The following is a 23151-nucleotide window of genomic DNA, read 5'->3' as shown; positions in this document are numbered from 1 at the left end:
GCAGCCCGTCGTGGTTGCCAGGAACGTCCTCCAGGGGAAACGAGCACGATGCAAAGACACCACCTCGCGTTGGCCGCAGCGTTGGCCAGCCTGATGCTTGCCGGTTGCAGCCAGTCACCGTCACCCGGTGCCGAAGGCGCCAGCGATGCACCCAGCCGCCGCTTCGGCAGCATCGATTTCCAGCCCTGCACGCTGTCCACCGAAGGCGCCAGCGCCAACGTGGAGGCGCAGTGCGCCACCCTGCAGGTGCCGGAGGATCGGGCCCAGCCCGATGGCCGACGCATCGGCCTGCGCATCGCCTGGCTGGAATCGGGCAGCAGCGGCTCCAGCCAGCCAGATCCGGTGTTCTTCCTGGCCGGTGGTCCGGGCCAGGCCGCCAGCGAAGTGGCGGTCATCGTCGATACGGCGCTGCGCCAGGTGCGCAAGCAGCGCGACGTCTTCCTCGTCGACCAGCGCGGTACCGGCGGCTCCAATCCCCTCAACTGCCTTGGCGCGGATGGCAAGGACCTGGCCATGGACGAGGATGCCGCACCCACTGAAGCGTCGCTGCGCGATTACGCCGAGCGCTGCGCCGCTTCGCTGCAGGGGCGGGCCGATGCGCGCTTCTACACCACCACCGAGGCGATTGCTGATCTGGATGCGGTGCGTCAGGCGCTGGGCGTCGAGCGTATCAACCTGGTCGGCGGCTCCTACGGTACGCGCGTGGCCCAGCGCTATGCAGGTGCCTATCCACAGCACACGCGCAGCATCGTCATCGATGGCGTAGTGCCGAATGAGCTGGTGGTGGGCGGTGATTTCGCCACGACGTTCGAGGATGCGATCGCCCTGCAATCGGCGCAGTGCCGCAAGGATGCCGCCTGCAGCAAGCGCTTCCCGACCGACACCCGCGCGCAGCTGCGCAGCGTGGTCGAGACCCTGCGCCGTGCGCCGGTCTCGGTGGAGTATCGCGACCCCGGCACCAACCAGACCCGGCAGGATGTACTGAGTCCGGACAGCGTGATCGGCCTGGCGTTCGCCTTCTCCTATGTGCCGCAGTATTCCTCGCTGCTGCCGCTGGTTCTCGATGAAGCCGCGCATGGCCGCTATGCACCGCTGGCGTCGCTGGCACGTGGTGCGAACCGCAGCATGGATTTCCAGATCAATCGTGGCATGCAGTGGTCGGTGATCTGCAGCGAAGATGCGCCGCGCTACCACGCACCGGCCGAAGATCCCGAGCGCCTGTTCGGCAACGACGTGGCCAGTGCCTTCTTCGCCGCCTGCCCGGTATGGCCGCACCGGCCGGCACCGGCAGGCAATGCCGTGCCGCTGCGCAGTGACGTACCGGCGCTGCTGCTGTCCGGTGAGCTGGACCCGGTGACGCCGCCGCGCTATGCCGAGCAGGTGCTCAAGGGCCTGCCCAATGGCCGCGCGCTGGTCGCCCGCGGCCAGGGCCACGGCACGCTGACCGCCGGCTGCATGCCGCGCCTGCTCGGCCAGTTCATCGACAAGACCGATGCCAAGGCGCTGGATGCCGGCTGCCTGGACACGCTGAGCTACGTGCCGGCGTTCACCTCGTTCAACGGATGGGAACCATGATCGTCGCCGACAACCTGCACAAGGCTTTCGACACCCGCACGGGCCGCATCCAGGCGGTCTCCAACGTCGGCTTCCGCGCCGAGGATGGCCGCATCACCGGCCTGCTCGGCCCCAATGGTGCCGGCAAGACCACCACCATGCGCATGCTGTACACGCTGATGACGCCCGACCAGGGCAGCATCAGCGTCGATGGTGTGGATGCTGCGCGCAATCCGGTGGAAGTACGCCGCCACCTTGGCGTGCTGCCCGACGCGCGTGGCGTCTACAAGCGCCTGACCGCGCGCGAGAACATCGCCTACTTCGGCGAACTGCATGGCCTGTCGGCCGAGCGCATCCGCGAGCGCATCGAGGTGCTGTCGCACGCGCTGGACATGGGTGACATCCTCGACCGCCAGACCGATGGCTTCTCGCAGGGCCAGCGCACCAAGACCGCGATTGCCCGCGCGCTGGTGCACGACCCACGCAACGTCATTCTCGATGAGCCGACCAATGGCCTGGACGTGATGACCACGCGCGCACTGCGCCGCTTCCTGCTGGGTCTGCGCGAAGAGGGCCGCTGCGTGATCCTGTCCAGCCACATCATGCAGGAGGTGGCCGCGCTGTGCGATCACATCGTGATCATTGCCAAGGGCACGGTGATGGCTGCCGGCAGCGCCGATGAACTGCGCGCGCAGGCCGGCGAATCCAACCTGGAAGATGCGTTCGTGAAACTGATCGGCAGCGAAGAGGGCCTGCACGCATGAGCATGATGTCGACCCTGATGACGGTGATGCGCAAGGAACTGCGCGATCTTTCCCGTGATCGCCGCACGCTGCTGCTGACCCTGCTGTTCGGGCCGCTGCTGTACCCGGTGCTGCTGCTGGGCATGGGCAAGCTGGCCGAGAGCCGGGTACGCACCCAGATTGAACAACCGCTGCAGATTCCGACCATCGGTGCGGACAACGCCCCTAATCTGGTGCGTTTCCTTGCCGCGCAGGGACTGAACACCGCACCGGCACCGAAGGACCTGGCCGAGGCCATCCGCAGCCAGCAGATCGACGTGGCACTGCGCATCAGCGATGACTTCGGCAAGGACTGGGCCGATGGCAAGCCGGCGCTGGTGGAGGTGATCAAGGACAGTACCCGTCGCGCCGCAGAAGTGCCCAGCGCGCGGCTGGAGGCGGCACTGGCGACCTACAATGGCCAGGTCGGTGCGCTGCGCCTGATGGCGCGTGGCATCGACGCACAGGTCGCGCGGCCGCTGGACGTGGCGCGCCAGGACCTGGCCAGTGCCGAAGCCAAGCGCGGCATGATCCTGTCGATGCTGCTGCCGGTGCTGCTCACGCTCACCTCGTTCATCGGTGGCGCCTACCTGGTGATGGACGCTACCGCTGGTGAGCGCGAGCGGCAGTCGCTGGAGCCGCTGCTGGCCACGCCGGGTTCGCGCAGCGCGATCGTCAGCGGCAAGATCGCCGCCGCCTGCGTGGTCGGGTTCGTGTCGCTGCTGCTGACCCTGGTCGCGTTCAAGGTGAGCGCACAGATCGCGCCCGGTAACATCGGCCGCCAGTTCAACATGAATGTCGGTTCGATGCTGCAGATGCTGCTGGTGATGTTGCCGATGCTGATGATCGGCACCTCGCTGTTGACCTTCCTGTCGGCCGCGGCCAAGAGCATGAAGGAGGCGCAGAGCCACATGACCTGGCTGATGCTGCTGCCGATGATGCCCGGCTACGCGCTGGTGGCCTACCCGCTGAAGAGCGAGCTGTGGCAGTACGCCGTGCCGTTCCTGTCGCAGAACCAGATGCTGCTGAAGGTGATCCGCCACGAGACGATCACGCCGGCGGTCTGGGCCATCTACCTGGGCGCCAGCCTCGGCCTGGCCGCACTGCTGTGGTTCGCCGCGGTGCGGCGTTACCACAATGAGCGTCTGGCGATCTCCGGCTGACATGTAAAAAAGGGGACGGAGGGAATTAAGTCGTTTACAGCTCTCCCGTCCCCTCTTTGCGCGGGTGCCCCCGCTTGCGCAGCATCGCAGGTCGCCCAAGTGTCTGCTCCACCATCCGCAGGTACGCTGTACTTCCCAATGGATGCTGCGCAGCACTGTGAGCGCGGATTGCCTGCAGGTCAGCGGACGCATTCAGATCCCGCAGGAACTGCCCATAGAGCGTCGCACGCTGTCGCTTGCTCGCGGCCAGTGCCTGAAATGCAGGATGCTCTGTCAGAATCGGGTCGTGCCGTCGCTGCAGGTTCCCATGCACACTCGACCATGGGTGATCTTCCGGGCCGGCTGTCATGCCTGCACGAACCGGATTGAGTTCGATGTAGCGATAGACGCTGAGCAGATAGGCGTCGCTGTCCACCATTGAAGAATGGAAGCGGCCCTGCCAGAGCGGTCCGCTGCGCCCATGTCGCTGATTGAAGGCCTGGACGTAGTTGTTGCCCTGCATCCGCATCGCATTGGCTAGGCCCACACCCGTGGAGGGTGTGGCCAACAGATGGACGTGATTGCCCATCAATACGTAGGCATGCAGCGCGATCTGACGCTTCAGGAAGGCGCTGTGCAACAGGTGCAGAAACAGTTGGCGGTCGATATCGTCAACGAAGATAGCCCCCTTGTTCACACCGCGCTGGGTCACGTGGTATGGCTGGCCGGCCAACATCAGGCGTGCTTGTCGAGGCATGGGAGTTCAGGGATTCAAGGAATCATCAGCCTGCCGCCAACGTGGCTGCGGTGGACATCAGGCGATGCCGCGAGAAGATGTGGGGTAGGGCAGAAGCGACTTAATCCCCTCCGTCCCCTTTTCCGTACCGCGCAGGCGTCACACCCATCTCGCGCTTGAACACGGCGATGAAGGCGCTGGGCGTCTCGTAACCCATCGACAGCGCGACGCTGATCACCGGCTCGCCCGCCAGCAGGCGTGGCAGCGCCAGCAGCACGCGCAGGCGTTGCCGCCACTGGCTCAAGGTCATGCCTGTTTCGGCCTGCCAACGGCGGGCGAGACTGCGGCTGGACAGCCCGCTGGTGGCCGCCCACGCCTCGACACTGCGCAGGTCGTCCGGCCAACGCGCCAGCACCGAAGCGATCTTCTGCAGTCGCCGGTCACGCGGTTGTGGCAGGGCAAGCGGCAGGGGCGTGCTGGCGGCGATCTCATCGGCGATCACACCGGCCAGTCGAGCCTGTGCAGCATCCAGTGGCTGATGGGGCCATCGCAGCGCACGTGTTGTCGCCGCCTGCAGCAGTGCATTGGGCTGGAAAATGCGCGGTGTGGCGGGCAGGTCCAGGCAGGCCTCGGCGTTGAAGTACAGGCTCCAGCCATCGAACCCGTCTGCGCTCAGCAGCGCGTGGGGCAGCAAGGGCGGTATCCAGGCGACGTGACCTGCGGGCAGCAGCCAGTGCAGGTCGTCGGCGGCGATCCGCAGCAGCCCCTGATGCGCACCCAGCAGCTGCCCACGGGCATGCCGGTGGCGGGCTGTGCGACGTATACCGCGTTGGCGCAGCCCGGCCGCCAGCACCACCGGTCCGTCGGCGGTATCGGCCAACACGGGGTCGAGCAATCCGCTGGTTGTCTGATCTGCCATATTAGTTGGCAGTTATACGGCAGAAACGTCGCGTCCGCGTCCCGACACTGGAGCCTACTTCAACGGAGCGCTTCCCCATGCAGCCACAGGACATTCTTCCCGATCATCAGAACGACGTGCAGGTGAACGGCGTCACCGTGCGCAAGGGCAGCGTGGGTGCTTTCCTGGCCAGCGTTCGTGACTGGCAGGATCCGTCCAGCGATCCCGCCTTCCGCGCCACTGCCGAAGCCGACCTGCGTGCGTTGCTGCCGGGCCTGCATGCGCTGGGTCTGTTCCAGGTGCTGGTCGCGCGCGATCCTGCCCTGCAGCGCCTGATTGATGGCGCGGCCTGAAACGGACAAGGCCCGGACGAACCGGGCCTTGGCGTCACGGAGGCGGCAGAAACGACTTAATCCCCTCCGTCCCCTTTTTTGCGGTCAGCCGCCCGGCGCGAACACCAGGGTGCGGCGGGTGGTGACCGGCGCGTTGACCGGCTCGAAGCGCCAGCGCTTGACTGCGTTCAGGGCTTCGCGGTCGAAGGTCCGTCCGGACGTTGCGCGCAGCACGCGGGCGCTGACCACTGAGCCGTCGGTGCCCACGGTGATCTCCACCAGCACTTCGCCCGACGTTCCCGAACGCAGGGCTTCGGCCGGATAGCGCGGCGCTGGCGTACTGACCGGGCGCAGGGTGGGAGCTGCGACGGCGGCTGCCTGGCGCGCGGCGCTGGCCTGCTGGGCGGCGGCCTGCTGCTGCTTCTGTTCGGCATCGCGACGGGCCGCGGCCTGGCGCTCGGCCTCCTGGCGCTCGTTGTCGCGGCGTGCGGCATCCTGCTGCGCGGCGATCTGCTTGGCCGCGTCGGCTTCCTTGGTGCGTTGTTCGGCCAGGCGCTGCTGTTCGATCTGCTGCTTGCTGCGGTCCTCGGCGTCCTTCTTTGCCTTCTCGGCTTCGGTCTCGGTGCGCTTGGCCGCGTTTTCCACGCCCTTGGCCAGGCCTTCCTTCAGGCGCGGAAGTGCGGGGGCGGAGGCATCCACCTTTTCGATCAGCGCCACCAGGCGCTGCGCCTCGGTGTAGTCCTCACGGCCCAGGTGCTGCTCGGCGGCGATCAGGGTGTAGGGCAGCAGGTCGGTCAGCGCGCTCTTCACCGAGGCGTCGTCCGGCGTCTTGTCACGCAGGGCGAGGTAGTACTCGATGGCGTTGTCGCCGGCCGGCGCATACATGCGGTTCTCGCGCAGCGCCTGGCTGGCCGATTCGCGCAGCTGCTCGGTGCCCATCGACTGCACCTTGGCAGCGACCACCGGTGCGGCGGGTGCAGCAGCGGCAGGCGCCGTGGCGGCAGCAGGCGCTGCGGATTCTTCCTTGCCCGAGCAGGCGGCCAGTGCCAGTGCCAGGGTAACCGGCAGCCACCGGCGCGCGGCGGTGATCGTTGAGACGTGCGACATCCTGCTCCCCTCTAGAAGACGACGTGACGTAAATCATTGATACGCATGGCCGGGACCTGGGGTCCGGGCGCGGAACGATGACGTTTCCCGACGCCACCGCCGGCAACGGCGAGGGTGCAATCTAGCATCCCGGCCACCGCCGCGTACAAGGGGCGGTGGCCGGGACGGGGCAGCGGCGAAGCGCCGCTGCCGGTTGCTGCATCAGTGGTCGTGCGACTTGCTGTGGCTGTTGGACATCAGCTTGTCGGTCCAGGCGATGCCGATCGCCGAGAGGATGAACACGCAGTGGATGATGGTCTGCCACAGCACGCCGTCCTGGGTCAGCATCGAGCAACGGGCGACACCGATGTTGGCAGCAGCCACGCTCATCTGCTCCGGCGTGCACAGCGGGATGCCGCCCAGCGCACCGCTGGCGATGAACGTCTTCAACAGGTGGATCGAGGAGATGCCGATGATCGCCATCGCCAGCTTCACCTTCAGCACGCTGGCGTTGACGTGGCTCAGCCATTCCGGCTGGTCCGGGTGGCCTTCCAGGCGCAGGCGCGAGACGAAGGTCTCGTAGCCGCCGACGATCACCATCACCAGCAGGTTGGAGATCATCACCACGTCGATCAGGCCCAGCACGATCAGCATGATCTGCTGTTCACCCATCGAGGCCGAATGCGAGATCAGGTGCCACAGTTCCTTGCCGAACAGGAACACATAGACGCACTGCGCCACGATCAGGCCCAGGTACAGCGGCAGCTGCAGCCAGCGCGAGGCGAAGATCAGCGTGGACAGCGGGGAGAGCGGCGGGCGGTTTGCACTCATGCGGAGGATGCTGCGTTGCGGGGGAGAGGCGAGGTTACCGGCCTGCCGTGACGGTGCCAACCCAACTCACGCACTAGACTTCAGGTTCCTTTCCGCACCCCGAGCCGCCGCCATGATCGACCTGTATTACTGGCCCACCCCGAACGGCCACAAAGTGACCCTGCTGCTGGAAGAAGCCGGCCTGGCGTACCGCATCCACCCGGTCAACATCGGCTCGGGCGACCAGTTCAAGCCGGAATTCCTCGCCATCTCGCCCAACAACAAGATGCCGGCCATCGTCGACCATGCCCCGGCCGATGGCGGCGCCCCGCAGAGCGTGTTCGAGTCCGGCGCGATCCTGCTGTACCTGGCCGAAAAGACCGGCCAGTTCCTGCCCAGCGATCCGCGCGGCCGCGTCACCACCCTGGAATGGCTGTTCTGGCAGATGGCCGGCCTGGGCCCGATGAGCGGCCAGATGGGCCACTTCAACGTGTATGCGCCGGACAAGATCCCGTATGCCATCGAGCGCTACGACAACGAAGTGCGCCGCCTGCACGGGGTGATGGACAAGCGCCTGGCCCAGCACGCCTTCCTGGCCGGCGACGACTACACCATCGCCGACATGGCCAGCTATCCGTGGATCGGCGCCTACGACAAGCTGCCGGTGGATTTCGCCGCGTTCCCGAACCTCAAGCGCTGGCACGACGCCATCGCCGCACGCCCGGCCACCCAGCGCGCCTATGCCCTGCGCCAGCAGGTGAACCCCAACGCCGGCAAGCCGCTCAGCGACGAAGAGCGCAAGCACCTGTTCGGCCAGCGCTGACCCGGTACGGTGGGTGCCGACCGTTGGTCGGCACTCGTCAGCACGCCTTATGGGCAAAAGGTCATGCTGCCTTCCTGCACGGGCTTGGTTAGGATGGGGAACGACCGCCCCGTGCTCCGAGCCGGGGTGGACCTGCCGTTTGCCGGGATCCTCCATGCGCCACCTGTTCGCTTCGCTCGCCCTCATGTTCGCCACCACAACCGCCGCCCACGCTGAAAAGCTGACCCTGGAAGCCATCACCGGCCCGTTGCCGTTGTCCGGCCCGACCCTGATGAAGCCGAAGGTGGCGCCGGACGGTTCGCAGGTCAGTTTCCTGCGCGGCAAGGACAGCGACCGCAACCAGCTGGACCTGTGGACCTACGACATCGGCAGCGGCCAGACCCGGCTGCTGGTCGATTCCAAGGTGGTGCTGCCCGGCACCGAAACCCTCAGCGATGAGGAAAAGGCACGCCGCGAACGCCAGCGCATCGCCGCGATGACCGGCATCGTCGATTACCAGTGGTCGCCGGACGCGCAGCGCCTGCTGTTCCCGTTGGGCGGCGAGCTGTACCTGTACGACCTCAAGCAGCAGGGCCAAGCCGCGGTACGCCAGCTGACCCACGGTGAAGGATTCGCCACCGACGCCAAGCTGTCGCCCGAGGGCGGCTTCGTCAGCTTCATCCGCGGCCGCAACCTGTGGGTGATCGACCTGGCCAGTGGCAAGCAGCTGCAGCTGACCCGTGATGGCAGCACCACCATCGGCAACGGCGTGGCCGAGTTCGTCGCCGATGAGGAGATGGACCGCCACACGGGCTACTGGTGGGCGCCGGATGATTCGGCCATTGCCTTTGCCCGCATCGACGAGGCACCGGTGCCGGTGCAGAAGCGCTACGAGGTCTACGCCGACCGCACCGACGTGATCGAGCAGCGTTATCCGGCCGCCGGCGATGCCAACGTGCGCGTGCAGCTGGGCGTGATCGCACCGGCCGCCGACGCGCAGCCGCGCTGGGTCGACCTGGGCAAGGAGCAGGACATCTACCTGGCCCGCGTCGATTGGCGCGATGCGCAGCACCTGAGCTTCCAGCGCCAGTCGCGCGACCAGAAACAGCTGGACCTGGTGGAAGTGGCGCTCGATTCCAACCGCCAGCGCGTGCTCGCCCACGAGACCAGCCCGACCTGGGTGCCGCTGCACAACAGCCTGCGCTTCCTCGACGACGGCAGCGTGCTGTGGTCGTCCGAGCGCACCGGCTTCCAGCACCTGTACCGCATCGACAGCAAGGGCAAGGCCACCGCGCTGACCCACGGCAACTGGCCGGTGGACGAACTGCTGGCGGTCGATGAAAAGGCCGGCAAGGCCTACTTCCGTGCCGGCATCGAGACCTCGCGCGAAAGCCAGATCTACGCGGTGTCGCTGCAGGGTGGCGAGCCGCAGCGCCTGTCCAGGGCGCCGGGCATGCACAGCGCCACGTTCGCCCGCAATGCCAGCGTCTACGTTGACAGCTGGTCCAACAGCACTACGCCGCCGCAGATTGAACTGTTCCGCGCCAACGGCGAGAAGATCGCTACGCTGGTGGAGAACGACCTGGCCGATCCCAAGCACCCGTATGCGCGCTACCGCGATGCGCAGCGCCCGGTCGAGTTCGGCACGTTGACGGCTGCCGATGGCAAGACCCCGCTGAACTACAGCCTGATCAAGCCGGCCGGCTTCGATCCGTCCAAGCGCTACCCGGTGGCGGTGTACGTCTACGGCGGCCCGGCCAGCCAGACCGTCACCGACAGCTGGCCCGGCCGTGGCGACCACCTGTTCAACCAGTATCTGGCCCAGCAGGGCTACGTGGTGTTCTCGCTGGACAACCGTGGCACCCCGCGACGTGGCCGTGACTTCGGTGGTGCGCTGTATGGCAAGCAGGGCACGGTGGAAGTGACCGACCAGCTGCGCGGCGTGACCTGGCTGAAGCAGCAACCGTGGGTGGACCCGGCGCGCATCGGCGTGCAGGGCTGGTCCAACGGTGGCTACATGACCCTGATGCTGCTGGCCAAGGCCTCGAACCAGTACGCCTGTGGCGTGGCCGGTGCGCCGGTGACCGACTGGGGCCTGTATGACAGCCATTACACCGAACGCTACATGGATCTGCCGGCGCGCAATGAAGCGGGTTACCGCGAAGCGCGCGTGCTGACCCATATCGACGGCCTGCGCTCACCGCTGCTGCTGATCCACGGCATGGCTGACGACAACGTGCTGTTCACCAATTCGACCAGCCTGATGAGCGCGTTGCAGAAGCGTGCACAGCCGTTCGAGCTGATGACCTACCCGGGTGCCAAGCATGGCCTGTCCGGCGCCGATGCCCTGCATCGCTACCGCGTGGCCGAAGCCTTCCTGGGACGTTGCCTGAAGCCCTGATCCGCAGCCGGGAAGGAGCCCGCCGATGACCCTGCCACCACCGATTCCCGCCCATCGACAGACGTCCGCCGGTTGGTGGTGCCGCCATTGGCGCTGGGCAATGCCGCTGACGGTGGTGCTGGTGCTGGGCGGCGCAGGTGGCGTGGTGACCTGGAGCGTGCTGCGCTGGAGCGAGGCGGCACGCGAGAGCCCGCCGATGCGCGAAGCGCTGCGTCGCGCGGGCTGCAGCATCGAACTGGTGGAAGCCTTCGGCGAGCCGCTGCATATCGAATCGATGCCGCTGGGCAGCATGCAGACCGCGATCAACGGCCAGCGCGATGTCGGCCTGACCGTGGCCCTGGAAGGACCGCATGCGCACGGCCGGTTGTTCGTGCAGGGCAGCCGTCGCGATGAAGTCTGGGATTACCCGGTGATGTATGTACTGGCCGAAGACAAGCAGACCTTCGATCTGACCGCGCTGGATGACGACGAGGCTGCGGGAGAGTGCGAGTTGCAGGCCTGCCGTGATCGCGGCGAATGCCCGCTGACCGCGGCGTTGTGACCTCCGCTTGAAGCGGCGGGAGTAGCGCCGACCGTCAGTCGACTGTCGCGCGCAGCGCGGGGCTTTGGCTTGGTCGCCGTGTCGTAAGCGGGACCTCCTACATCGGGGTGCTGAGCCGTGAGAATGCCCTGCCACACATGCTTGGCTGGGGCTGTCGCGGTTGACCATTGCGACCTTGCCCGCATTCCTCTAGAGATTGATCGAAACGTATCGTGCTGCCCCAGGCAGCCGACGTCGGTCCTGTCCCGGAGGTCCATGCAATTCGAATAGAAGCGATCAGGATGCTGGCGGCGTTGCAGCTCTACACGCCGGTATGGCTCTCGCAGACCATGGCCGCTGAGCCATTCGTGGAGGCGCTTGCCGATACATCGGTGGTACAGGCAGAGCAGCGCCTGCGTGCGAGTGGCGACACCGTGGAATGGGTGCGTCTGGTTCGAGTGAATGAGCTTGCGTCGGCCGCAGACGAGATTACCGTCAACCTGTATGACGTTGTTCTCCACCTTGTCCGCGATCCTTCCGTCCCTTTGTTCGAAACCGCGGAAGAGGTCATGTACCGCCCTGATGGTGCGCAGGGCGTCCATCGCGAAGTTGTCACGATGTCCAGCGTGCAATGGACGGGAACGGCGAAAAGCACGTCCCCGGATGCAAACCCAAGCTCAGCCAGCCGCAGCGCATAAGCATCAGATTGAGTGCCTCGGGCGCACGCGCGGGGTTCAGGCACGGCGTCTGGCGCTATACCCTCAACGATGATCAGCTGGTGAAGCGCGATACGCGCCGCGCTGTGTTCAATGAGCGCAATGATGTGAGGGACCGGCGGCCAGACTATCAGGTGTCGCAAGCGCCAGTTATTTGAGTATCGCTGGCATGGCGAGGCCGAATTTCAGCGCTTCAGATCTGACCAATCCTGAGCTTGCATAGGGAGATTTTGTCGCATGCTACTCGACATCGCTGTCTCCCACTGCCTATGTGACGAATGTCTCCAAGTGGTCAGTAGCAAGGCCGTAGCGTTCGTCATGCCATGTGGCACCGATACTACGAGTAGATCATGAAAACAGCTCTATTCTCTCTGGCCGTCGTGCTATTCAGTAGCGCATCCTGGCCTGCGCAGGCGGCATCCAAGTTCATTGAGATTCCTGTCGGCGGCTGGGATCCCGGTATGCAGATTCGTAAGCAGCACGAGGATAGCATTGTCGACTGGATTCGCCGTGTCGACGTTCACCCAGAGGCATTGTCCGGCAATGTGATCGAAGTGGATCTCTTCGATGCAATCGTGCGATTGAAGCGCACTGCAGGCCCGCGATTGAATGCGGCTCCAGACCCGGTCTATGTCCCGGCGGGCACGGATGCAGGAGCAGTGGCCGCGATGCCCTCTGCCCGGCTTCGTTGGACCGGAACGATGGCATCTACATCTACATCTACTTCTACATCTAAGGCACCGTCTTCGTGCGTGGATGCGGAGAGAGCGGTTCGGATCACCGAGGCTGCTGACGGACAACTAAGGGCCATCTTTGACATTGGGAGCTTTCGATACGAACTGCAAGACGGTGTGCTGATTCGAAAGGATTTTCGCCGGCTTCCACGCGAGGCACCGGTTCGCGATGTCAGCCCGGATGCACTCGATGCGGTCAGTTCTGACGACGTTGAGCAAGAGGCGAAATCGACAGTACGTGTTCTGTTTGGCTACGGAACTACGGCCCTCGGCGATGACCGCGAGGTGGTCTTCGCAGAAATGCGGGAGGCCGTCTGTTTAGCCAACGAGAGTTTCTCTCATAGCGGAATCAAGGTTGAACTCGAGCGCGCCGCCAACGTCCTTTCCGGCTATCAGGAAACCGGTGTTACTCAGACGCTTGACGATCTGGTTGCCGGAAGAAGAGGCGCACTCGGCGTCATGCATCAGGTTCGTGATATTGAGAAGGCAGACATCGTGCTGATGATCATTGATACCGGTCCGTCACGGTCGGTCTGTGGGCAATCGCAGCGCGTGCTTGCGACGAAGGAAACCGCATTCGCGGTAGTGGAACGGAATTGTCTCGGTGCCACGACCAGCAGCCTTGCCCACGAGATCGGGCACCTGTTCGGTGCAGATCATGAGCCCGCGAACGCCACCGTACGTCCCCCGAGATTTTCTTATGGCCATGGCTATAAGGCGCCGGAAAATGCGCCTGGACGATGGAGGACACTGATGTCCTATGAATGCTCCGGAGCACCATGTGGACGGATAAATCTCTGGTCGTCACCTGACCTCAGTCATAACGGTTTGCCCGCAGGGACGAAAGAGACCCATCACAACGTCAGAGTGTTGAATGAGACCCGAGGGGTGATTGCCAATTTCTACCCCGAGCCATGACCGGATACCCGAGCGGGCGGGCGCATTCATGCCGGTCCGCCCGTGACCTCCAGCCGATTGTCGGCATCGCCGAGAGCGCGTAGGGTGCGGGCAACCCTGTCCTGGAATGCACCATGAAGCCAATCGCGTTGGCCGTTGCCCTGGCCCTGACTGCCGCACCTCTGCTGTCCGCACCGCCGGCCCTGGCTGCGCCGGCTGCCAAGGCCACTACTCCGGCCAGCCCGGCCTGGGTTGCCCGCAGCAATGCGCTGGCGCAGATCCTGCTCGATGCACAAGGCCCGTTCCAGCCGGAGGAAACCGGCTTCTTCGGCGTTCCCGGCTACGACGACAAGGTCGCAGACCTTGGCCCGGACAACGGCAAGCGCTATCGCGCCGCGATGGCCAAAGCCCGCGATGAACTCAAGGCAAAGCTGGTCACCGAGAAGGATCCCAACGTCCGCCAGGACCTGGAGATCATGATCCACGCCGCCAGCCAGAACATCGAAGGCAGCGAGCTCAACGAGAAATACCTGCTGCCGTGGAGTGATGCGCCGCAGACCGTGTTCAGCGGCCTCAACCTGCTGCTGTCCGACCAGGTGCCGGCCGAGCGCCGGGCCAAGGCGCTCGACCGCCTCAAGGCCTATGCCGGCCTGCAGCCGGGCGGCACCGCCTTCACCACGTTGGCCCGCCAGCGCTACGAGGAACGGCTGAAGGACAGCAGCCTGCTGCAGCCGACGAAGATCGAAGTGCAGCAGTCGCTGGATAATGTCGAAACCTACATCACCGGCATCGAGTCGCTGCTGAAGAAGTACCAGATTGCCGGTGCCGATGAAGCGATGAAGACCCTGGCCGGGCAGATGAAGGACTACGCCGCCTGGACCCGCAAGGAGGTGCTGCCGAAGGCGCGTGCCGACGCACGCCTGCCGGCGCCGCTGTATGCCTACCAGCTCAAGCAGGTCGGCATCGATATCGATCCGAAGCTGCTGATGCAGCGCGCGCAGCTGGAGTTCATGGAAACCCGCTCGGCGATGCAGCAGCTGGCGCCGCTGGTGGCGAAGGACAAGGGCCTGAAGGTGGCCGACCCGAGCGATCCGGTAGCGGTGATCCGCGCACTGAAGGCCGACAAGATCGCCGACGACCATCTGGAAGGCCACTACCGCAAGGTGATCGATGCGATCGACCCGCTGATCCGTGAACACGCCATCGTCGACGTACCCAAGCGTGCCATGCAGATGCGCCTGGGTTCGGCCGCCGAGAGCGCGGCCAGCCCGGCCCCGCATTTCCTGCCGGCGCCACTGGTCAACAACACCGGGCAGCAGGGCACCTTCGTGCTGCCGCTGGGCAACCCAGCCGCAGGACCGGGCGCACAATACGACGACTTCAACTTCGGTGCGGCGGCATGGACGCTGAGCGCGCATGAAGGCCGCCCCGGCCACGAGCTGCAGTTCACCGCGATGGTCGAGCGTGGCGTGTCGCTGGCACGCACCATGTTCGCGTTCAATTCGGTGAACGTGGAAGGCTGGGCACTGTATGCCGAGGCCGAGATGGTGCCCTACGAACCGCTGGACGGTCAGATGATCGCCCTGCAGTTCCGCCTGCTGCGTGCCGCGCGCGCGATGCTGGACCCGATGCTCAACCTCGGCCTGACCGATCGCGCCAACGGCGAGCGCGTGCTGATGGAGCAGGTCGGCCTGTCCAAGGCGATGGCCACCCAGGAACTGGACCGCTACATGGTGCGCATGCCGGGCCAGGCCGGCAGCTACTTCTACGGCTACACCCGCATCCTGGAGCTGCGCATGCAGACCGAGCTGGCACTGGGCGCGAAGTTTGACCGCCTGGCGTTCAACAACTTCCTGCTCGACCAGGGCCTGCTGCCGCCGGACCAGCTCGCCGATGCGGTGAACAAGGTGTTCGTGCCGAAGTACCGGCAGAAATAATCGGTAGCGCCGGGCCATGCCCGGCGAGCGCAGCGGGAGAGACGCCGGGCATGGCCCGGCGCTACCCGCGGTGACGCTGCCGCGTCACCGCTGCGGGGTGATCACCTGTGTCGGCAACCGCGCCGGCGGTGCCGGATTCGGCACCCAGATCGCGACGCCGGCGGCGCGCTTCTGCGTCGTCGGAATACCGATGCCGACGCCGCCACCGACGTGCGAACCGAACGTGCCGGCGCCCACCGACATGCCCACCGGCGAGCCGCTGCTGCCCACACCCATCAGCACCACGCCATTGGCGCCGAGCGCAGCGGCCTCACGCTTCAGGCGTGCCACAGCGGCATCGGTCTGGCCCTGGGTGCCGAAGCCGACGGCGGACGCCGATTCCAGCTGGGCGATTTCCTGGGAACCGGCCGGTGGCGTCGAGTAGATCTGCACCAGCGCCGGATCGATCGGTGCGCGGGCATGGCCCAGCATCACCTTGGAGGTGCTGGCACAGCCAGCGGCGACCAGCAGGATGGCCGCCAACGCGGCCCAACGGATGTTCATGGCACGACCCCTGTAGGACTGGTTGCGATCATCGGCGGGCCACTCTGAATCGGCGCCAACACCCGGGCCAGGGCACGCACGGCAGCACGCTAGCACGGTGCGGGTGACAGCCCCGCCAATGGCAGTAGGCGGCGGCAGCGGGAACGTCTATGGTTGGGGCAGGAACCAACTGCGGGAGAGCGGCATGGGTGTGATCAGTCTGTTGTGGGGCGTACTGGCGCTGTTGTGGATGATCCTGGCGCTGATTCCACTGCTCGGCTGGGGCAACTGGTTCCTGATCCCGTTCGCTGCGGTGGGCGCGGTCATCGCCGCGCTGGGCATCCTGTTCACCCACCCGAGCAAGCGTGGCCGGGCCTGGGCCGGCCTGGTCCTGAACGGCATCGTGGTGGTGGTGGGCATCCTCCGCCTCGGCCTGGGTGGCGGCGTGATCTGAGCCCGCGCCCGGGTGCGACAGGGCGTCGCAGGCGCACGGTCGGTGGCCGGGCAGGGGCGTACAATGAATGGCTGCGCGAGCCCCACGCGTGCCTGTGAATCCGCGCCCGGCGCGGCTGCCCCATGATCATCCGACCCCGTCCCCACGGCTGGCAACTGCTGTACATCCTGCGCGGTTCGATCGTCAAAGCGATCGCGCCCAAGGTGCTGGCCATCCTGATCCTGTCCATCGCCGTGGCCGCGGTGGTCGAGCTGGCGCCGCCCACCGGCATCGAACGCGTGTCGGTCACGCCGTTCACCCTGCTTGGCCTGGTGCTGTCGATCTTCCTCAGCTTCCGCAACAGCGCCTGCTACGAGCGCTGGTGGGAAGGCCGCAAGCTGTGGGGCCAGCTGGTCTACGAATCGCGCTCGCTGGCCCGCCAGGTGAACCTGCTGCTGGCCGATGACACCGGCCGTCGCCGCCGCATCGCCTATCTCACCACCGCCTTCGCCCATGCATTGGCCGGTCGCCTGCGCGGGCGCATCGTGGCGCTGATGGCCCTGCCGTGGCTGGACAAGCGCCAGCGCGAACAACTCGGGCAGCGTGAGAACGTGCCCGACGCGCTGCTGTCGATGATCGCGGCCGAGCTGGCCCAGGCCCTGCGCGCCGGTGACCTCGACCCGATCCTCTACACCCAGCTGGAAGAGCGCCTGCACGCGATGTCGTCGATCCAGGCCGGCTGCGAGCGCATCCTCACCACCCCGCTGCCGTTCGCCTACACCCTGCTGCTGCACCGCTGCGCGTGGATGTTCTGCGTGCTGCTGCCGTTCGGCCTGGCCAGTTCGCTGGGCTGGGGCACGCCGGTGCTGTCGGCGGTGCTGGCCTATGCCTTCTTCGGCCTGGACCAGCTGGGCGAAGAAATGGAAGACCCGTTCGGCCTGGAGCCGAACGACCTGCCGCTGGACGCGCTGGTGCGCACCATCGAGATCGACCAGCTCGACGCGCTCGGCGAACGCCCATTGCCCGAACCCCTGCTGCCGCAGGGTTACCTGTTGCAATAGCCACTCCTCGGAGCCTGCCATGTCCCACCCGCTTTACCGCCCGCGCCGCATGCGCCATGACGAGTTCTCGCGCCGCCTGATGCGCGAGAACACGCTGACCACCGACGACCTGATCTACCCGGTGTTCGTGCACGAACTGGCCGGCCGCACCGCGGTGCCGTCGATGCCGGGCGTGGAGCGGCTGTCGATCGAAGAGCTGCTGAAGGTGGCCGAAGAAGCGCTGGAGCTGGGCATTCCGGTGATCGACCTGTTCCCGGTGATCGACCCGTCGCTGAAGTCGCTGGATGCGTCGGCGGCGTGGGCCGAGGACGGCCTGGCGCAGCGTGCGATCCGCGCGCTGAAGTCGCGCTTCCCGGAGCTGGGAGTGATGACCGACGTGGCGCTGGACCCATACACCACCCACGGCCAGGACGGCATCATCGATGACAAGGGCTATGTGCTGAACGACATCACGGTCGAAGCGCTGGTCAAGCAGTCGGTGTCGCACGCCGAGGCCGGTGTGGACATCGTCTCGCCGTCGGACATGATGGACGGCCGCATCGGCGCGATCCGCCGTGCGCTGGATGCCGGCAACCACATCAACGTGCGCATCATGGCGTACTCGGCCAAGTACGCCTCGGCGTTCTACGGTCCGTTCCGTGATGCAGTGGGCAGCGCGGCCAGCCTCGGCAAGGCCGACAAGAAGACTTACCAGATGGACCCGGCCAATGGCGACGAGGCCCTGCGCGAGATCGCGCTGGACCTGGAAGAGGGTGCCGACATGGTGATGGTCAAGCCGGGCATGCCGTACCTGGACCTGGTGCGCCGGGTGAAGGAGACGTTTGGCGTGCCGACCTTCGCCTATCAGGTGAGTGGCGAGTACGCGATGATGAAGGCCGCCTTCGCCAACGGCTGGCTGGACGAGCGCGCCTGCGTGCTGGAGTCGCTGCTGGGCTTCAAGCGGGCCGGTGCCGACGGTGTGCTGACCTATTTCGCGCCGCAGGTGGCGCGATGGCTGCGCGAGCGCTGACAATAGCGCCACGATAGACGGAGGACTGCGCGATGGGACCCGAACTGGGATGGATGCAATGGTTGATCTGGGGCATCGGTACGCTGGTGTTCGGCGCCATCATCGTCGGTGTCTTCATCGCCGCATGGCGCGCGGGCAAGCGCCCGCCGGAGCAGCTCTCCGCCGCCCGCCACGTGGCCCGTGAGCAGGCCCTGCCGGAGAGCGTGCAGGCCGAGCTGGCCGCGCTGAACCAGCGCAAGGACAACGGCCAGTTGAGCGAAGTCGAGTACGAGCAGCAGCGCGCGAAGGTGTTGTCGCGCTGACGGGTGGGTGCCAACCTTGGTTGGCACTTTCCCGCATGCCAACCAAGGTTGGCATCTACCGGGCGGCAGGCACGCACCCCGCAACCGCCGCCACCTTCGGCACCGCCAACCGGTACACATCCACGCCACCGGCACGTGGCGCCTTCGCTGCACTGCTGGCAACCATCATCTCGCCCGGCTTGGCGTTGTCGATCACCGGCGCGCCGGTCCAGCCGCCGGCCTGGTTGAATGACAGCCCCAATGGCTGCAGCGCCGCGCCGGTCCACGCACAGCCGCTGCTCCACACCTGCGCGGTCGCGCCGCCGCCGCGGCTGAACACCACCGCGCCGTCGTTGCCCAACCAGTCGCCGTCGGTCTCGTCGTCGGCGCTGTTCAACGCGGCCAATGCGCTGGCTGGGCCACGCACGCCCTGCGCGTCCAGTGACGCCACGAACAGGTCCCAGCCCGCGCCGCGACCCTGCTCGCGGGCAAACAACAGCCGCTTGCCGTCCGCGCTCAGGGCCGGCCCGCGCTCTTCCCGGCGCCCGCCATCGCCCGCCAAGGGCTGCGCCTTCCCGAGCTGGCCGTCGGCTTCCACCGTGGCCCGGTACAGCGCCAGCGCGCCCTCGCGGCCGGCCGCGAACAGCAGCCAGCGGCCATCACGGCTGAAGTAGGGATCGCGGGCCTCGCCGGCCACGCCCACCGGCAGCGTCTGCGCCTGCTGCCAGCGGCCCTCGACCACGCGTGCCTGCCACAGGCCCCAGCCCGCCTCGCCGCGGCGTGCGAACACGATGCGCTGGCCATCGGCGCTGATCGTGGCGCGGCCCTCGTCGGCACGGGTGGAGACCACGCCCATGCCTTCGATGCCGTACTCGTTCAACGCCATCGCCACGGGGGCAGAGAGTAGACTGGCGGCAAGCACCAGCAGGGGCGGGGTGATGCGCATCATCCGGGTCCGTGCACGAAAGAGCATCAGTCTAGCCAGCTTGAGGATTCCATGACCGACCGTTACGCCGTCTTCGGACACCCCGTTGCCCACTCGAAGTCGCCGCAGATCCACGCGACGTTCGGTCGCCAGGAAGGCATCGCGGTGGATTACCGCGCGATCGACCTGGCGCCGGATGCGTTCCTGGCCGGCCTGGAAGCCTTCGCCGCCGAAGGCGGTGTCGGCGCCAACGTCACCTCGCCGCACAAGGAGGCTGCGTTCTCGGTGTGCTCCACCCTGACCGCACGTGCGCGCCGCGCCGGCTCGGTAAACACGCTGCTGCGCAAGGGCGACCGCTGGCATGGCGACACCACCGATGGCATCGGCCTGGTGCGTGACCTGACCGACCGTCATGGCCTGGACCTGCGTGGCCGCCGCATGCTGCTGATCGGTGCCGGTGGCTCCGCGCGTAGCGTCGCCCCGGCCTTCCTCGATGCCGGCATCACCGAGCTGGTGGTGGTCAACCGCACGCCGGAACGCGCCGATGAACTGATCGACGCGATGGGCGAACCGGGCCGCGCGATCAGCCGCTACTGGGAAGACCTGCGTGATCTGGGCGACTTCGAACTGATCGTCAATGCCACCTCGGCCGGCCGCGACCGCGACGTCGAGTTCAAGCTGCCGCTGTCGCTGGTCAATTCGATGACCACCGCCGTCGACCTGAACTACGGCGAGGCCGCCATCGCCTTCCTGGCCTGGGCGCGTGCGGCGAACTGCCGCAATACCGTGGATGGCCTGGGCATGCTGGTCGAACAGGCGGCCGAGAGCTTCCTGCAGTGGCATGGCGTGCGCCCGCAGACCGACGAGATCTACCAGTCGCTGCGCCAGGGCTCGGCCGTGCTGGCCGGCGAGGACTGATCGATGGACAGCACAACGTTGATGGTGACCGTGCTGAGCATGGTCGGCGTGCGCCTGCCGGTACTGATCGCGCTGTGCATCGGCCTGGTCTGGGTGATCGGCGCACCGCGCGATGCCACCCGCACCGGCGCCCTGGTCGGCCTGGGGCTGTTGCTGCTGTCCAGCCTGGGTGGCCTGGCGGCGGGCATCCTGCCGATGTGGCTGGTCAGCAGTGGCAACTTCAGCGCCATCTCGGGCATGGGTGCCATCCTCGGCGTGCTGCATTTCGCGTTGGCGATGGTCGAGGCCATCGGCGTGGTGCTGCTGGTGTGGGCACTGGTGCGCCTGCTGCGTAGCCGTACGATCCCGGCGGCCTGACCGGTCGCGCCGGGCCATGCCCGGCGTATCTGGCCCCTGAGCGGTCCGGCCACCGGACCGTGACCGCCGCCAGGCGTCGTCGCTGGCCCGTTCAGGGTGCCAGCGGCGGTGAACGTGGCCGGCCATGCGACAATGACCGGCCTGATCCAGCCACGGTACTTCCCGGCGTGACTGAAACCGTCGCCGCTCCGCGCACGCTTGATGACGCCTTGAAGGACGCGATCCGCAAGGCGTACACCACGCTGCAGGCCAATACCCCCGGCTTCTCCACCCGCCGTTCGCAGAGCCAGATGATCGGCGTGGTGTCGCGCGCGCTGTCGAAAAGCGGTGGCGTCGGCGTGGTCGAGGCGCCCACCGGTGTCGGCAAGAGCCTGGGCTACCTCACCGCAGGTGTACCGATCGCGCTGGCCACCAAGAAGAAGCTGGTGATCAGCACCGGCACCGTGGCCCTGCAGTCGCAGCTGGTCGAGCGCGATATCCCGAATTTTCTCAAAGCCACCGGCCTGGAAGCGACCGTGGCGCTGGCCAAGGGCCGCACCCGCTACCTGTGCACGCGCAATGCCGCCGAGGCGCAGGGCGAGGGCTCGCAGGGCGGCATGTTCGAGGACGACGCGCCCTTGTTCGACCGGCCACTGGCGCCGATCGAGATGGATATCGCCAAGCGCCTGACCGATGCCTTCACCGGTGGCAGCTGGGATGGCGACATCGACAACGCGCCGGAGACCATCAGCCCCGGCCTGCGCAGTCGCATCACCACGCCGGCTTCGGGTTGCGCCGGGCGCCGCTGCGCCTATTCGGCGCAATGCGCGGTGCTGCGTTCGCGCAACACGGTGCGCGACGCGCAGATCGTGGTCACCAACCACGCGCTGCTGCTGTCAGCGCTGTCGATCGGCGACAGCGACAACGGCCAGCCGTTGATCGCACCGCCGTCGGACATGCTGCTGGTGCTGGACGAAGGTCATCACATCGGCAACGTGGCGATCGACCAGGGCGCGGCCAGCCTGGCGCTGGACGAGATGGCCAAGCGCACAGGCCGCCTGCAGATCCTGATTGCCGGTGCCTACCGCGCGGTCGACAAGGACCGCCTGGGCAACCTGCTGCCCAACGAAGCGATCGACGTCGCCAGCAACGTGGCCAAGCAGCTGCGTGCGTTCCGCGACCACATCGAACGGGTATGGATGCCGGCACCGGCCGACGAGGAACCGATGTGGCGCGCCGCCAACGGCCGCCTGCCCGAGGCCTGGCGCGAGCCGATCGAAGCGCTGGCCGACGACACCCGCAGCCTCTACAACTGGGCGCATGCGGCCACCGCGCAGGTGGCCAAGGGCAAGCAGGACGATGCCGCGCGCGAGCGCCTGCAGCGCAACCTGGGCATGGCGCTGGAAATGATCGAGCAGCAGTACAACCTGTGGCAGGCGTGGCGCCGCGAGGACAAGGATGGCGCGCCGCCGATGGCGCGCTGGGTGACTGCCACCCGCGATGGCGACCTGGTGCTGCACGGCTCGCCGGTGTCGGCCGCGCACGTGCTGCGCAAACTGCTGTGGGATGAAGTGGACTCGGTGGTGATGACCTCGGCGACGTTGACCGGCGGCGGCGACTTCCAGTCGCTGGCGATCGACAACGGCATTCCCGAAGAGGCGGAGATGGTCTCGCTGTCGTCGCCGTTCGACCTGCCCAACCAGGCCGAGCTGATCGTGCCGAAGTTCCCGGTCACGCCGGACGACCGCGAAGGCCACCCGCGCGAAGTGGCGCGTTACCTCGACACCGAACTGGACTGGGCCAAGGGCTCGATGGTGCTGTTCACCTCGCGCTGGAAGATGGAGAAGGTGGCCGGGCTGATGTCGGCCGCGCGCCGCAAGCGGGTGCTGGTGCAGGGCGAGATGTCCAAGACCCGGCTGATCGACGAGCACCTGCGTCGCGTGGCGGCGGGCGAGGGCTCGGTGCTGTTCGGGCTGAATTCGTTCGGCGAAGGCCTCGACCTTCCCGGCGAAGCCTGCACCACGGTGGTGATCACCCAGGTGCCGTTCGCGGTGCCGACCGATCCGCAGACCGCCACGCTCAGCGAGTGGTTCGAGGGGCGCGGGCTTAACGCGTTCAACCTGATCGCCATTCCGCATGCGCTGCGCACGTTGACCCAGTTCGCCGGCCGACTGATCCGCACCTCCACCGACACCGGCCGCGTGGTCATTCTCGATTCGCGGCTGCTGACCCGCCGCTACGGCAAGCGCATCATCGACGCGCTGCCGCCGTTCAAGCGCGTGATCGGCTGAGGCGCACGGGTAGCGCCGGGCCATGCCT

Annotated in this window: 23 protein-coding genes; 17 read left to right on the top strand and 6 right to left on the bottom strand. The window is 66.7% G+C overall.

The window, feature by feature from the left end; translation table 11 throughout:
* Nucleotides 1-48 precede the first annotated feature (48 nt).
* Genes GOC52_RS19730 through GOC52_RS19720 form a run of 3 tightly spaced genes read left to right on the top strand, consistent with a single transcriptional unit; the run spans nucleotide 49 to nucleotide 3499 of the window.
* On the top strand, nucleotides 49-1575 hold the full coding sequence (locus GOC52_RS19730) for an alpha/beta hydrolase (protein ID WP_049435824.1): 1527 nt from the start codon (nucleotides 49-51) through the stop codon (nucleotides 1573-1575).
* A complete protein-coding gene (locus GOC52_RS19725) occupies nucleotides 1572-2318 on the top strand; it encodes an ABC transporter ATP-binding protein (protein ID WP_012512433.1) in 747 nt (248 codons plus the stop codon). Before GOC52_RS19730 ends, GOC52_RS19725 begins: the two co-directional genes overlap by 4 nt.
* A complete protein-coding gene (locus GOC52_RS19720) occupies nucleotides 2315-3499 on the top strand; it encodes an ABC transporter permease (protein ID WP_043399475.1) in 1185 nt (394 codons plus the stop codon). Before GOC52_RS19725 ends, GOC52_RS19720 begins: the two co-directional genes overlap by 4 nt.
* 34 nt (nucleotides 3500-3533) lie before the next feature.
* Here GOC52_RS19720 and GOC52_RS19715 read toward each other — a convergent pair whose 3' ends face one another.
* Nucleotides 3534-4235, bottom strand: coding sequence for a transposase (locus tag GOC52_RS19715; RefSeq protein WP_191850264.1), 702 nt, complete (start codon nucleotides 4233-4235; stop codon nucleotides 3534-3536).
* A gap of 100 nt (nucleotides 4236-4335) precedes the next feature.
* A complete protein-coding gene (locus GOC52_RS19710; protein ID WP_191850262.1) occupies nucleotides 4336-5133 on the bottom strand; it encodes a helix-turn-helix domain-containing protein in 798 nt (265 codons plus the stop codon).
* Between the two features lie 77 nt (nucleotides 5134-5210).
* Here GOC52_RS19710 and GOC52_RS19705 point away from each other — a divergent pair, with 77 nt between their 5' ends.
* A complete protein-coding gene (locus tag GOC52_RS19705; protein WP_049435821.1) occupies nucleotides 5211-5465 on the top strand; it encodes a hypothetical protein in 255 nt (84 codons plus the stop codon).
* An 84-nt stretch (nucleotides 5466-5549) separates the two neighbouring features.
* On the opposite strand, the gene GOC52_RS19700 is transcribed toward GOC52_RS19705, so the two are convergent.
* Both GOC52_RS19700 and GOC52_RS19695 read right to left on the bottom strand, forming a co-directional pair.
* Entirely contained in the window at nucleotides 5550-6551 is a 1002-nt protein-coding gene (locus tag GOC52_RS19700; protein WP_049435820.1) for an energy transducer TonB, read from the bottom strand.
* A 201-nt stretch (nucleotides 6552-6752) separates the two neighbouring features.
* The gene (locus tag GOC52_RS19695) at nucleotides 6753-7361 is read right to left on the bottom strand and encodes a TIGR00645 family protein (protein WP_071228550.1); all 609 of its coding nucleotides are present in this window, start codon (nucleotides 7359-7361) and stop codon (nucleotides 6753-6755) included.
* A gap of 112 nt (nucleotides 7362-7473) precedes the next feature.
* Here GOC52_RS19695 and GOC52_RS19690 point away from each other — a divergent pair, with 112 nt between their 5' ends.
* The 6 genes from GOC52_RS19690 (at nucleotide 7474) to GOC52_RS19665 (ending at nucleotide 15347) form a co-directional block, all read left to right on the top strand.
* The gene (locus GOC52_RS19690) at nucleotides 7474-8163 is read left to right on the top strand and encodes a glutathione binding-like protein (RefSeq protein ID WP_191850260.1); all 690 of its coding nucleotides are present in this window, start codon (nucleotides 7474-7476) and stop codon (nucleotides 8161-8163) included.
* 154 nt (nucleotides 8164-8317) lie between these two features.
* Nucleotides 8318-10543, top strand: coding sequence for a S9 family peptidase (locus GOC52_RS19685; protein ID WP_191850258.1), 2226 nt, complete (start codon nucleotides 8318-8320; stop codon nucleotides 10541-10543).
* A gap of 25 nt (nucleotides 10544-10568) precedes the next feature.
* Nucleotides 10569-11084: a cytochrome c oxidase assembly factor Coa1 family protein gene (locus tag GOC52_RS19680; protein ID WP_029379809.1), complete on the top strand. Its 516-nt coding sequence runs from the start codon at nucleotides 10569-10571 to the stop codon at nucleotides 11082-11084.
* A 212-nt stretch (nucleotides 11085-11296) separates the two neighbouring features.
* Nucleotides 11297-11761: a hypothetical protein gene (locus GOC52_RS19675; RefSeq protein WP_054172775.1), complete on the top strand. Its 465-nt coding sequence runs from the start codon at nucleotides 11297-11299 to the stop codon at nucleotides 11759-11761.
* Nucleotides 11762-12129: 368 nt separating this feature from the next.
* Complete coding sequence (locus tag GOC52_RS19670) at nucleotides 12130-13431, top strand: reprolysin-like metallopeptidase (protein WP_191850257.1); 1302 nt, start codon at nucleotides 12130-12132, stop codon at nucleotides 13429-13431.
* A gap of 113 nt (nucleotides 13432-13544) precedes the next feature.
* Nucleotides 13545-15347, top strand: coding sequence for a DUF885 domain-containing protein (locus tag GOC52_RS19665; protein ID WP_191850255.1), 1803 nt, complete (start codon nucleotides 13545-13547; stop codon nucleotides 15345-15347).
* Nucleotides 15348-15431: 84 nt separating this feature from the next.
* Here GOC52_RS19665 and GOC52_RS19660 read toward each other — a convergent pair whose 3' ends face one another.
* Nucleotides 15432-15890: a hypothetical protein gene (locus GOC52_RS19660; RefSeq protein WP_049435816.1), complete on the bottom strand. Its 459-nt coding sequence runs from the start codon at nucleotides 15888-15890 to the stop codon at nucleotides 15432-15434.
* A gap of 184 nt (nucleotides 15891-16074) precedes the next feature.
* On the opposite strand from GOC52_RS19660, the gene GOC52_RS19655 reads away from it, so the two are divergent.
* The 4 genes from GOC52_RS19655 (at nucleotide 16075) to GOC52_RS19640 (ending at nucleotide 18674) form a co-directional block, all read left to right on the top strand.
* Entirely contained in the window at nucleotides 16075-16323 is a 249-nt protein-coding gene (locus GOC52_RS19655) for a hypothetical protein (RefSeq protein ID WP_006475755.1), read from the top strand.
* Nucleotides 16324-16445: 122 nt separating this feature from the next.
* The gene (locus tag GOC52_RS19650) at nucleotides 16446-17363 is read left to right on the top strand and encodes a bestrophin family protein (RefSeq protein WP_010482217.1); all 918 of its coding nucleotides are present in this window, start codon (nucleotides 16446-16448) and stop codon (nucleotides 17361-17363) included.
* A 19-nt stretch (nucleotides 17364-17382) separates the two neighbouring features.
* Nucleotides 17383-18372: a porphobilinogen synthase gene (hemB, locus tag GOC52_RS19645; protein WP_010482215.1), complete on the top strand. Its 990-nt coding sequence runs from the start codon at nucleotides 17383-17385 to the stop codon at nucleotides 18370-18372.
* 32 nt (nucleotides 18373-18404) lie between these two features.
* Nucleotides 18405-18674, top strand: coding sequence for a gas vesicle protein GvpG (locus GOC52_RS19640; protein ID WP_010482214.1), 270 nt, complete (start codon nucleotides 18405-18407; stop codon nucleotides 18672-18674).
* Between the two features lie 55 nt (nucleotides 18675-18729).
* Here GOC52_RS19640 and GOC52_RS19635 read toward each other — a convergent pair whose 3' ends face one another.
* On the bottom strand, nucleotides 18730-19602 hold the full coding sequence (locus GOC52_RS19635; protein WP_191851489.1) for a TolB-like translocation protein: 873 nt from the start codon (nucleotides 19600-19602) through the stop codon (nucleotides 18730-18732).
* 48 nt (nucleotides 19603-19650) lie between these two features.
* Between GOC52_RS19635 and aroE the strand changes: the two genes are divergently transcribed.
* The 3 genes from aroE (at nucleotide 19651) to dinG (ending at nucleotide 23123) form a co-directional block, all read left to right on the top strand.
* A complete protein-coding gene (aroE, locus tag GOC52_RS19630) occupies nucleotides 19651-20496 on the top strand; it encodes a shikimate dehydrogenase (protein WP_049454105.1) in 846 nt (281 codons plus the stop codon).
* A gap of 3 nt (nucleotides 20497-20499) precedes the next feature.
* Nucleotides 20500-20853: a hypothetical protein gene (locus GOC52_RS19625; protein ID WP_029379808.1), complete on the top strand. Its 354-nt coding sequence runs from the start codon at nucleotides 20500-20502 to the stop codon at nucleotides 20851-20853.
* Between the two features lie 167 nt (nucleotides 20854-21020).
* Complete coding sequence (gene dinG, locus GOC52_RS19620; protein ID WP_191850253.1) at nucleotides 21021-23123, top strand: ATP-dependent DNA helicase DinG; 2103 nt, start codon at nucleotides 21021-21023, stop codon at nucleotides 23121-23123.
* Nucleotides 23124-23151: the final 28 nt, after the last annotated feature.

The sequence above is a fragment of the Stenotrophomonas sp. SXG-1 genome (assembly GCF_014083965.1).
In the GTDB taxonomy this organism is placed as follows: Bacteria; Pseudomonadota; Gammaproteobacteria; order Xanthomonadales; family Xanthomonadaceae; genus Stenotrophomonas; species Stenotrophomonas geniculata.
The sequence above is the reverse complement of the archived record's forward strand: the minus strand, read 5'-3'. Positions and strand labels throughout refer to the sequence as shown.

Coding starts and splice junctions, on each gene's coding strand:
- GOC52_RS19730 (WP_049435824.1), top strand. CDS start 49: ATGCAAAGACACCACCTCGCGTTGGCCGCAGCGTTGGCCAGCCTGATG.
- GOC52_RS19725 (WP_012512433.1), top strand. CDS start 1,572: ATGATCGTCGCCGACAACCTGCACAAGGCTTTCGACACCCGCACGGGC.
- GOC52_RS19720 (WP_043399475.1), top strand. CDS start 2,315: ATGAGCATGATGTCGACCCTGATGACGGTGATGCGCAAGGAACTGCGC.
- GOC52_RS19715 (WP_191850264.1), bottom strand. CDS start 4,235: ATGCCTCGACAAGCACGCCTGATGTTGGCCGGCCAGCCATACCACGTG.
- GOC52_RS19710 (WP_191850262.1), bottom strand. CDS start 5,133: ATGGCAGATCAGACAACCAGCGGATTGCTCGACCCCGTGTTGGCCGAT.
- GOC52_RS19705 (WP_049435821.1), top strand. CDS start 5,211: ATGCAGCCACAGGACATTCTTCCCGATCATCAGAACGACGTGCAGGTG.
- GOC52_RS19700 (WP_049435820.1), bottom strand. CDS start 6,551: ATGTCGCACGTCTCAACGATCACCGCCGCGCGCCGGTGGCTGCCGGTT.
- GOC52_RS19695 (WP_071228550.1), bottom strand. CDS start 7,361: ATGAGTGCAAACCGCCCGCCGCTCTCCCCGCTGTCCACGCTGATCTTC.
- GOC52_RS19690 (WP_191850260.1), top strand. CDS start 7,474: ATGATCGACCTGTATTACTGGCCCACCCCGAACGGCCACAAAGTGACC.
- GOC52_RS19685 (WP_191850258.1), top strand. CDS start 8,318: ATGCGCCACCTGTTCGCTTCGCTCGCCCTCATGTTCGCCACCACAACC.
- GOC52_RS19680 (WP_029379809.1), top strand. CDS start 10,569: ATGACCCTGCCACCACCGATTCCCGCCCATCGACAGACGTCCGCCGGT.
- GOC52_RS19670 (WP_191850257.1), top strand. CDS start 12,130: ATGAAAACAGCTCTATTCTCTCTGGCCGTCGTGCTATTCAGTAGCGCA.
- GOC52_RS19665 (WP_191850255.1), top strand. CDS start 13,545: ATGAAGCCAATCGCGTTGGCCGTTGCCCTGGCCCTGACTGCCGCACCT.
- GOC52_RS19660 (WP_049435816.1), bottom strand. CDS start 15,890: ATGAACATCCGTTGGGCCGCGTTGGCGGCCATCCTGCTGGTCGCCGCT.
- GOC52_RS19655 (WP_006475755.1), top strand. CDS start 16,075: ATGGGTGTGATCAGTCTGTTGTGGGGCGTACTGGCGCTGTTGTGGATG.
- GOC52_RS19650 (WP_010482217.1), top strand. CDS start 16,446: ATGATCATCCGACCCCGTCCCCACGGCTGGCAACTGCTGTACATCCTG.
- hemB (WP_010482215.1), top strand. CDS start 17,383: ATGTCCCACCCGCTTTACCGCCCGCGCCGCATGCGCCATGACGAGTTC.
- GOC52_RS19640 (WP_010482214.1), top strand. CDS start 18,405: ATGGGACCCGAACTGGGATGGATGCAATGGTTGATCTGGGGCATCGGT.
- GOC52_RS19635 (WP_191851489.1), bottom strand. CDS start 19,602: ATGATGCGCATCACCCCGCCCCTGCTGGTGCTTGCCGCCAGTCTACTC.
- aroE (WP_049454105.1), top strand. CDS start 19,651: ATGACCGACCGTTACGCCGTCTTCGGACACCCCGTTGCCCACTCGAAG.
- GOC52_RS19625 (WP_029379808.1), top strand. CDS start 20,500: ATGGACAGCACAACGTTGATGGTGACCGTGCTGAGCATGGTCGGCGTG.